Genomic DNA, 10290 nt, shown 5'->3' with positions numbered 1-10290 from the left:
GAGCCTAGCAGTGCCCGGGCCCCCTCGCCCCGGTGCCGTTGGCGCGGGTGCCCGGGCACTGCTAGGCTCCCAAGAAGGCATTGTTTCCGGTCCGGTAAATCCCACGCACGCGCTGGGAATTGACGGCCCGTTCTGCGATGCTGTGCCAACGCCGCCACGTGTGGGAGGGCGGCCGTGAACCGGGGGACCCATGATCGAGCTGCGCAACCTGTCCAAGACCTTCTCCACCCCCTCGGGTGAGCTCCACGCCGTGAGCGGCGTCGACCTCACCGTCGAGGACGGCGAGGTCTTCGGCATCATCGGCTTCTCCGGCGCCGGCAAGTCCACCCTCGTGCGCTGCATCAACCTGCTGGAGCGCCCCACGGAGGGCTCCGTCATCGTCAACGGCCGCGACCTCGTGGCCCTGCCGCCCCGGCAGCTGCGCGAGGCGCGCAAGAAGATCGGCATGATCTTCCAGCAGTTCAACCTGCTGCAGCAGCGCACCGTGGCCGCCAACGTGCGCTACCCCCTCGACATCGCCGGGGTGTCCCGCTCCGAGGCCGACGCCCGGGTGGCCGAGCTCCTCGAGCTCGTGGGCCTCTCCGAGAAGGCCCGCTCGTACCCGGCGCAGCTCTCCGGCGGCCAACAGCAGCGCNTGGCCATCGCCCGCGCCCTGGCCAGCGACCCCGACATCATCCTTTGTGACGAGGCCACGAGCGCCCTCGACCCCGAGGCCACCCGCTCGGTCCTCGACCTCCTCAAGGAGCTCAACGCCCGCCTGGGCGTCACCGTGGTGGTGATCACCCACGAGATGAAGGTGGTCGAGCTCATCTGCGACCGCGTGGCCGTCATGGCCCAGGGCCGCGTCTGCGAGGTGGGCGCCGTCCAGGACGTCTTCCTGCACCCCAAGCGCGAGACGGCCCGCCGCCTCGTGTCCCCGGCCGAGGGCCACCTCGAGGACGCCCTCGGCGGCGAGCTGCCCCCCGGCATGGTGCGCATCGCCTTCACCGGCGAGGAGTCCGGCGACCCCGTGATCAGCGACCTCTCCCTCACCTGCGGCGTGCGCGTGTCCATCATGGGCGCCAACACGCAGGACATCGGCGGTCGCGCCTTCGGCCAGATGCTCATCCAGCTGCCCGAGGACCCCGACGCCGCCGACCGCGTCCGCGCCTACCTGGACGGCCGCGGCATCCACTACGAGGAGGCGGGAGACCCGCGAATGCCCGGCGGCGACGGCACCGGAACCCCGTCCGCGAAAGGGGGTGAGCGCCANTGAGCCNNGAGATNATCGACCTCCTCGTCACCGGCACGTGGGAGACCCTGTACATGACCGTCGTCTCGACGGCCATCGCCTATGTCATCGGCGTCCCGCTCGGCGTGGTGCTCTACATCACCGGTGAGGGCGGCATCGCGCGCAACCGCGCCGTCAACCTGGTGGTGGGCATCGTCGTCAACGTGCTGCGCTCCATCCCCTTCCTGATCCTGCTCGTGGCCATCCTGCCCTTCACGCGCCTTGTGGTGGGCACCACCATCGGCTCCACGGCCACCGTCGTGCCGCTCGTGGTGGCCGCCGCGCCCTACGTGGCGCGCATGGTGGAGTCGTCGCTCAAGGAGGTCGACGGCGGGGTCATCGAGGCGGCCCGCGCCATGGGCTCCTCGCCCTGGCAGGTCGTGGTCAAGGTCCTCATCCCCGAGGCCGGCCCCTCGCTGCTCGTGGGCGCCGCCATCTCGCTGGCCACGATCCTGGGCTACTCGGCCATGGCGGGCTTCGTGGGCGGCGGCGGGCTCGGTGCCATCGCCATCAACTACGGCTACTACCGCTACCAGGGAGACGTCATGCTCGCCACGGTGGCCCTGCTCGCCGTCATCGCGCAGGTCTTCCAGGAGGGCGGCCTCAAGCTGGTTTCCAAGGTGGACAAGCGCCACCGCTGACACAGACACCGGGCGCACCGCCCGCTACCCAAGGAGACACCCATGAAGAAGCACCCGATCGCCGCGCGTCTCTGCGCCGTCGCCCTCGCCGTCGTCTGCGTGGCCGGCCTCGCCGCCTGCGGCCAGTCCGGCTCCTCCTCCGACGGCGACAAGACCATCAAGGTGGGCGCCAGCCCCACCCCCCACGCCCAGATCCTCAACGCCGTGAAGGACGAGCTCGCCAAGGACGGCTNCACCCTCGAGGTCGTGGAATTCAACGACTACATCCTGCCCAACAAGGCCCTTGAGAACGGCGAGCTGGACGCCAACTACTTCCAGCACGTGACCTACCTCAACGACTTCAACGAGGAGAACGGCACGCACCTCGTGAACGCCGCGGGCATCCACTTCGAGCCCTTCGGCCTCTATGCCGGCAAGACCGCCTCGCTCGACGCCCTACCCGACGGCGCGACCGTGGCCGTGCCCAACGACACCACCANCGAGGCCCGCGCCCTGCTCCTCCTGCAGCAGGAGGGCCTGATCAAGCTCAAGGACGGCGCCGGCCTCAACGCCACCGTGGTGGACATCGTGGAGAACCCCAAGAACCTCAAGATCGAGGAAGTTGAGGCCGCTCAGTTGCCTCACCACTTGCCTAGCGTTGACATTGCCGCCATCAACGGCAACTACGCGCTGGGTGCCGGCCTCAAGGTCTCCGACGCGCTGGCCACCGAGTCCGACCAGGGCGAGGCCGCCAAGGCCTACGCCAACATCNTGGCGGTGAAGGACGGTAACCAGGACAGCGAGAAGACCAAGGCCCTCGTGAAGGCCCTCACCTCCGAGACGGCCAAGAAGTACATCGACGACACCTACGACGGCGCCGTGGTCACGGTCTTCTAGGAACAGGTTCTTACAAGGACGGCCCCTCTGGCGGCCGGCGCCCACGAGCGGCGCCGGCCGCCCTTCTGTGCGGGGCTACAGTAGGAGGTCCCGCCAGCGGGTGAGCCCGGCATAGAGGCGTCCTTGGAGGGAGCGGAGCGCGCCGTCCGGGGCGGGGAGCGGGCATCTCAGCCGCTCGGCGACTCGGCCTGCCCCCTCGTCGNGCCNNAGTAGGTCGCGCAGGTCGNGGTGGGCCCACTGCTCCACCCACCAGCCNGTCTGGCGCAGGACGCTGGCCCGGTTCATGTCGTCCTCGGCCACGTTCCGGTNGCCGAAGTGGTGCCTTNCCTNNTACTCGACGACCACATGCTCGGCGGGCCACGCCAGATCGGCGTGCAGGGGCGAGTAGCCCAGCTGGCGCTCCTGGGCAGGCGGGAGGTGGATCGCATGGTTGAGCTGCGGCCGCGGCAGCCCCAGCCCGCCGAGATCTCGGGGCAGGGAGAGCATGCCGGCCGTCGCTACCTCGAGGGGCGACCACCCGTTCTCAAAGGCCAGCCCCACCAGCCTGCGGACGCGCCTGAGCCCCGGCGTGGCCTCCGGAAGCGAGGAGAGGTAGTCCTCCATGACGGCGCGCCTGCACGGCGGGGAGGTCGGTCTGTCCCCGCCCGCTCCCGCGAAGCGGCCCAGGAGCTCGCAGGCTGCCCCGAGCAGGGGAGGGTCGTCCGCAAGCGTGGCCGTCTGGAGCAGGGCGAGGGCCGGGGTCGCCNCGGAGACCGTNAGCTCGGTNTCCGGCACCTCCCAGAGGAGGAGGGAGCCCCCGCTCACGGGGCCACCCCACACGTGGGAGGAGAAACCGCGGTGCCGCGTGCGCGCGTCGGCCCGGGGCACGTAGAGGTGCACGGTTCCGTAGGGCTCGCAGGCGGCGCGGATGGCCTCGAGCTCCCGGTGGCGGGGCGGGTGCCGGTGGCAGCCGATGTCGTCGAGGGAGTCGTGGGCCCGCACCTCGGTGGGCCGTATGCACAGCGCGCAGGCGCGGTCGCACGCGATGCGGAGGGCGGTGGGGCCTCCGATGACGATCCTGTGGGCCATGGGGTGCTCCTCTCGGTAGCCGAAAACGCTCTGCGCGATATAAACGACGCAACATGGATAAGAAACGCTTGAAAACGGATAAAACGCCCTGTCTTGGAGGTACATGCGCATAAAACAGCATGGAATGCGATTTGATATCGCGCACTCGTCCGGAGGCTCCGCCCGGAGGTTCTGCCCGGAGGCGCCCAAGGCGCAGGAAGGGTGCTCCGGCCCTGCGGGAGAGGGGCGCCGCGGCCTGGATGGAATCGGACGCCCGGCGTCGGGCCCCGTCGCTCGGGGTACCATTCTAGGCGAAAACCCGTCGCTCCCCGCGCCCCTCGGCCTGTCCGAGGGCGCTTTGCGCTGTGCGAAAGCGAGACCCCGCCCATGTTCATCAACCGCATCGCCCGCCAGCTCCTCGCCGACAAGGGGCTCCGCACCATCGCGTCGCAGCTCCGCGAGGGGGAGGACGCCACCCTCTCGGTGTCGCAGTCGGGCCGCAACCTCGTGCTCGCCTCCCTCTGGGCGGCGGACCCGCGCCCCTGCCTCTACGTGCTCTCCGGCGAGGAGGCGGCCGACCGCGCCGCCCACGCCCTCTCGGCCTGGCTCGGCCTCGAGCACGTGATGCGCTACCCCGAGCGTCGCGACCGCCCCTGGAACGAGCGCATCGCCCCCGACATGGCGCAGCTCGGCTCCCGTACCCGCGCCATGGCGGCGCTGGCGGCCGAGGAGCCCTGCGTCGTGGTGGCCAGCGCCCGCTCGCTCATGCGCCGCGTGCCGCCGGCGGGCAGCCCCTACTACGCCTCCACCGTGTGGCGCGCCGGCCGGCAGGCGGAGCCCGCCGACGTCGTCGCCGCGCTCCTGGCCTCGGGCTACGTCGACACCGGCGACGCCGAGGAGCCCGGGTGCTTCTCGGCCCGCGGCGACACCGTGGACGTCTGCCCCGCCCAGGGGACCGGCCCCGTGCGCCTGGAGTTCTTCGGAGACGAGATCGACCGCATCCGCCGCGTGGTCCCCTCCACGGGCCAGACCATCGGAGAGCTCCGGGAGGTGGAGCTGCTCCCGGCCCGCGAGTTCGCCCTCACCGACGAGACCGTGGCCCGCGCCGAGAAGGCCCTCTACAACCGCGCCAAGGAGTCCTCCGCCGTGGCGGCCGACCTCGAGGCGATCCAGGCCCGCATCCCCACGGCCCGCACGGGCCTCTACCTGCGGGAGCTCTACGGCGCCACCGGCACGCCCCTCGACCACGTGGGGCCGTCGACCCTCGTGTGCCTCAACGAGCCCCGGGCTCTCTTCGACGACTGCCTGCGCGCCACCGACGACCTCGCCTCCTCGGCCCAGGGCGCCGGCGCGACCCTCGACGGCCTCTACACGGCGGCCCGGGAGCTGGACTTCGGCAACCGCCAGCGGCTGTCGTTCTCGTCCATCGCCACGGCAGGGGCCCAGCGGCCCGTGGAGCTCAAGGTGCGCCAGCCCCAGATCGCCGGCTCCGACACGCGCCTCCTCGGCCGCGTGCGCCAGCTCGTGAACGACGGCTTCTCCATCGCCTTCGCCGTGCCGGACCGCGGCGCCCGTGAGGCCCTGGAGCTCACCTTCGGCGACGAGCACGTGCCCTTCTCGGAGGCCCTGGCCGCCGACGCCGCCGGCCGCCTCCCCGTGACCGACCCGCGGGCCCAGGCCGACGCCCAGGCGCTCCCCCGGGAGAGCGTCACGTTCTTCGACGCCCCGGTGCCCGCCGGCGTGGTGGTGCCCTCCGTGCGCCTGGCGGTCTTCTCGGTGGGCGACCTCACCTCCCGCATGGCCAAGCGCGGCCGCGGCCGGCAGGTGGACCCCACCCAGGTGACCTTCCCGTTCAAGCCCGGCGACTACGTGGTCCACGCCACCCACGGCATCGCGAGGTTCGCCGACATCGTGCGCCGCGAGGTGGCCGGCAAGGAGCGCGACTACTTCCTGCTCGAGTACTCCGAGGGCGACAAGCTCTACGTGCCGCTGGAGCAGGTTGACCGCATCACCNGCTACGTGNGGCCCGNCGGCAACAGCCCGCGCCTCACGCGCCTCAACACGGCCGACTGGTCGCGCGCCACGGCGAAGGCCCGCAAGAACGCCAAGAAGCTGGCCTTCGACCTGGTGGACCTCTACACGAGGAGGGCGGCCGTCAAAGGTCACGCCTTCGCCCCGGACAACTCCGAGCAGGCCGACATGGAGGCGAGCTTCTCCTACGCCCTCACGCCCGACCAGGCCAGGGCCGTCGCCGACATCAAGGCAGACATGGAGGCCCCGCGCCCCATGGACCGCCTGCTCTGCGGCGACGTGGGGTTCGGCAAGACCGAGGTGGCCCTGCGGGCGGCCTTCAAGTGCGTGCAGGACGGCAAGCAGGTCATGGTGCTCTGCNCCACGANCATCCTCNCCCAGCAGCNCTACGAGACNTNCGAGCGGCGCTTCTCGCCGTTCGGCGGGACCGTGGAGGTGCTCAGCCGCTTCCGCAGCGCCGCGCAGCAGCGGCGCGCCCTCGAGGGCTTCGCGGCCGGCGAGGTGGACGTGCTCGTCGGCACGCACCGGCTGCTGTCGCGCGACGTCAACCCCAAGGACCTCGGCCTCGTGATCGTGGACGAGGAGCAGCGGTTCGGCGTCCAGCACAAGGAGCAGCTCAAGAACCTGCGCGAGCAGGTGGACGTGCTCACGCTCTCGGCCACGCCCATCCCGCGCACCATGCAGATGAGCCTCTCGGGCNTGCGCGACATGAGCCTCATCATGACGCCGCCCCCCGGCCGCCTGCCGGTGAAGGTGCACGTGGGGGAGTTCGACCCCGACGTCGTCTCCGACGCCATCCGCACCGAGACCGCCCGCGGCGGCCAGGTGTACTACGTGAGCAACCGCGTGACAACCATCGACGAGGCCGTGGGGCGCGTGCACGAGGCCGCGCCCGAGGCCCGCGTGGGTGTGGCCCACGGCCAGGTGAGCGCCCGCGAGGTGGAGGACGTCATGGAGCGCTTCCAGGAGCACGACATCGACGTGCTCGTGGCCACCACCATCATCGAGAGCGGCATCGACAACCCCCACACCAACACGCTTGTCATCGAGGACTCCCAGCGCCTGGGCCTCGCCCAGCTCTACCAGCTCAAGGGCCGCGTGGGCCGCGGGCGCACCCAGGCCTACGCGTACTTCCTCTTCGACGGCGACAAGCCCCTCACCGAGGAGGCCACCGAGCGCCTCACGGCCATCAACGAGTACCAGGACCTGGGCAGCGGCATGCGCGTGGCCANGCGCGACCTCGAGATCCGCGGCGCCGGCTCCCTCGTGGGGGCCGAGCAGCACGGCAACCTCCAGCAGGTGGGCTTCGACCTGTTCACGCAGANGCTGGGTGCCGCCGTCTCGGAGGCCCGCGGCGAGGTGGGCGACGTCGAGCCTCCCGAGGTGACCGTGNACCTCTCGGCCGACTTCTACTTCAGCGACGANTACGTCCCCGAGATCGACAAGCGCGTCATGGCCTACCGCCGCGTGGCGGCGGCAACGGAGCTCGAGCAGGTGGACCGCCTGGAGAGCGACCTCGCCCGTGAGCACGGCGACCTGCCCGAGGCCGCGCGGAACCTCCTGGACCGCCAGCGCATCCGCATCCGCGCCGAGCGCCTGGGCGTCACCTCGGTGGCCCTCACGGGCGGCAGGTTCGTGTTCCTGGGCCANAGCCCCGACCGCGANNTCACACGGGAGCTCAAGGCGAAGGGGGCCCTCGTGTACCCCAAGACCGCCAAGGTGGCCTACCCGCACCGCGCCGGCGACGACGTGGTGGCCGGCGCCCTGGCCGTGCTGGAGGCCATGGGCGGCGACGACGGGGAGTGAGCCCCTGCGGGCGCCGGAATGATGTAACCGGGCCCCGCGCGGGGCGACCCCTGCGCCGCCTGTGCCAAGATTGATACCGTCCGAGGGGCGCCCGTCGCGGCGCCCCGCAGGAGCGCGGGAAGGGAGCGCCATGGAAGCACCCATACAGCCCGGCCGGGGCACGACCGGCCGCAGGGCCGCCCGACAGGCGGCGTCCACCGGCGACAGGGAGGTGCGCTGATGGGTTCATCCTCCCTCGAGCCCAAGGTGGTCGACGCTCGGGGGCGCACCCTGGCCGGCGCCGACGTGCCCGAGGTCNGCCGCTACCTGCGCGGGTGCGTGCGTGCGGAGGTCCAGGACGACGGCTACGTGCGGCCCTGGCGCTTCTCGGCCAAGCAGCTCCGCCACCTCGCCGAGGTGGGCCGCAGCCACCGCGCCGGCTCCACGGCGGGCGTGTGCCTGGCCTTCGTCACCGACGGCAGCGAGGTGCAGGTGGACCTCGAGGTGGTCTTCGACCTCGCCCACGACGCCGACATGGTGCGCGAGGTGCGCGCCGCCGAGGGCCGCTCCCTGGCCCCGGAGGCGGGGCTCGTGGACTCCGTGACCCTCGAGGTCGCCGGCGTCCAGCATGTGGCCACCGTGGAGTCGGGCACGCTCACGTTCGCCCTCGACAACGGGGCCCACGTTCCCCTGGAGTGCCGCGTGTGGCTGCCCTACATCATGGCCGTGGCGGTGGGAGGGCNGCGCACGGACGGCAGCCNGGAGCCCATGCCCGACCGCCCGCTGCTGCTCACCCTGGGAGACTCCATCACCNAGGGCTTCGTCGCCGGCTGCTCCGGCGAGACCTGGCCCGTGCGCCTGGGACGCGACCTCGACTTCTGCCTGGTGAACCAGGGCGTGGCGGGCCACGTGTTCGACCCGGGCACCCTCAAGGGCTCCGGTCGCCTGCGGAGGGCCGCCCCCGCCGCCGTGGTCGTGGCCTACGGCACCAACGACTGGGCACGCATCAGCTCNGCCAGGCGCATCCGGAAGAACATCCACGCCTACCTGCGGCGCGTGGCCGACCTCTACGGCTCCTGCGCCCGCGTGTACGTGGTGTCGCCCNTGTGGCGCGNCGACGCCGCCATCGCCTCCGCCTCGGGCAAGCCCTTGGGCTGGGTGGGCCAGATCCTGCGCGACGAGTGCGCCGGGCTGGGATTCTCCTTCGTCGACGGCTTCGACCTCGTGGCCCACGACCCCCGCCTCTTCGGCGACCTGCGGCTGCACCCCAACGCCGAGGGCTCGGCCTCCATGGCCCGGTCCCTGGCCGCGCGCATCCGAGCCGACATCGCCTCCGGCCCCGTGACGGACCCGGCCACGGGCCTCTCGGCCGTCGCCACCGCGGCCGACGGGCAGAGCCGCGACCGCGCGGGCGCACCGGGGGAGCACCCGGGATTCGACGCCCTCGTGCGCACCATCTGGCGCCTGCGCCAGCCCGACGGCTGTCCCTGGGACCGCGAGCAGACCCACGGCTCCANCCAGCGCAACATGGTGGAGGAGGCCTACGAGGCCGTGGACGCCATCGACGGAGGAGACCCGCGCCATCTGGCCGAGGAGCTCGGCGACGTGCTCATGCAGGTGCTGCTCCACGCCCAGATCGCGGACGACGCCGGCGCGTTCTCCATCGACGACGTGGTGGCCGGCCTCGACGAGAAGCTCGTGCGCCGCCACCCCCACGTGTTCGGCGACGCCGCGGCGGCCGACGAGGGCGAGGTGCTCGCCATCTGGGAGCAGGTGAAGGACGCCGAGCGCGAGGACGCCGAGCAGGGCCTCCTGGACTCCGTGCCGCGCTCGCTGCCCGCCCTCATGGAGTGCCAGAAGGTCTCCAAGCCGGCCGCGCGCGCCGGGTTCGACTGGCCCTNCGCCGACGCCGTGTGGGACAAGGTGGCCGAGGNGCGCGCCGAGTTCGAGGCCGAGGAGCCCGGCGGGGAGGCCGCCGAGCTGGAGTTCGGCGACGTGCTCTTTGCCCTGGTGAATGTGGCCCGCAAGGGGGGCGTGGACGCCGAGCGGGCGCTCCGTCGCTCCACGGCCAAGTTCCGCCGCCGGTGGGCCGCCATGGAGCGGGCCGCCCGCGAGGCCGGGACGCCCCTGGAGGAGCTCTCCCATGGGGAGCTGGAGGGGCTCTGGGCCCGCGTCAAGGAGGGCGAGCGGGGGGAGCGCTGAGCCGCCCTGCAGGGCTCTGAGGATTCAAGGGTATCCCGCGCACGCCCCCGACCCCCGCCTCCGGGGGCGGGGGCAACGCGTGTATGATGGCTCTCCTGAGGGCGCGTCCCTCAAGAGAGCACCCCAAACGCAGCAGAAGAGGAACCATGTCCCAGCGCGACGACAAAACCATCGCCTTCAGGCCGCGGGCGCGCCGCGACGCCTCCCCGGAGGCGGTCGACGAGCCCGTCTACGAGGTCGACGACGTCGCCGTGGGCCCGGACGGCTCTGTGAGCCCCAGGCCCTCCGGCGGCGAGCTGGCGTCGCCCTCCACCAGGGCCCGGTCGCACCGCCGCGCCCGTGCCACCTCCGATGCCGGCGACCCCACGCCGCTCCGCCCGCACCCCGCCCGCACCGCCTCTTCCGCGGCGTCCACGGGCGACCTCCACCGCGCCCGCG

The 10290-nt window shown here is 72.2% G+C and carries 6 protein-coding genes; all 6 read left to right on the top strand.

Annotated elements, in window-relative coordinates:
• The first annotated feature begins 190 nt into the window (after nucleotides 1–190).
• Complete coding sequence (locus tag JX283_RS06830; protein ID WP_204829905.1) at nucleotides 191–1255, top strand: methionine ABC transporter ATP-binding protein; 1065 nt, start codon at nucleotides 191–193, stop codon at nucleotides 1253–1255.
• Nucleotides 1252–1911 carry a methionine ABC transporter permease gene (locus JX283_RS06825; protein WP_370583427.1) on the top strand — a complete coding sequence of 220 codons (660 nt, stop codon included), beginning with the start codon at nucleotides 1252–1254 and terminating at the stop codon, nucleotides 1909–1911. The genes JX283_RS06830 and JX283_RS06825 overlap by 4 nt, the downstream gene beginning before the upstream one ends.
• A 42-nt stretch (nucleotides 1912–1953) precedes the next feature.
• Nucleotides 1954–2787, top strand: a complete 834-nt coding sequence (locus tag JX283_RS06820) for a MetQ/NlpA family ABC transporter substrate-binding protein (protein WP_204829903.1) — start codon at nucleotides 1954–1956, stop codon at nucleotides 2785–2787.
• 1434 nt (nucleotides 2788–4221) lie between these two features.
• Nucleotides 4222–7671: a transcription-repair coupling factor gene (gene mfd, locus JX283_RS06815; protein WP_204829902.1), complete on the top strand. Its 3450-nt coding sequence runs from the start codon at nucleotides 4222–4224 to the stop codon at nucleotides 7669–7671.
• A 219-nt stretch (nucleotides 7672–7890) separates the two neighbouring features.
• The gene (gene mazG / locus JX283_RS08880) at nucleotides 7891–9852 is read left to right on the top strand and encodes a nucleoside triphosphate pyrophosphohydrolase (RefSeq protein WP_204829901.1); all 1962 of its coding nucleotides are present in this window, start codon (nucleotides 7891–7893) and stop codon (nucleotides 9850–9852) included.
• Nucleotides 9853–9998: 146 nt separating this feature from the next.
• Nucleotides 9999–10290 (top strand): hypothetical protein (locus tag JX283_RS06805; RefSeq protein WP_204829900.1); only part of this gene is annotated, 292 nt, incomplete at its 3' end.

It is taken from the genome of Olsenella sp. CU969, assembly GCF_905219715.1.
In the GTDB taxonomy this organism is placed as follows: domain Bacteria; phylum Actinomycetota; class Coriobacteriia; order Coriobacteriales; family Atopobiaceae; genus Granulimonas; species Granulimonas faecalis.
The sequence above is the reverse complement of the archived record's forward strand: the minus strand, read 5'-3'. Positions and strand labels throughout refer to the sequence as shown.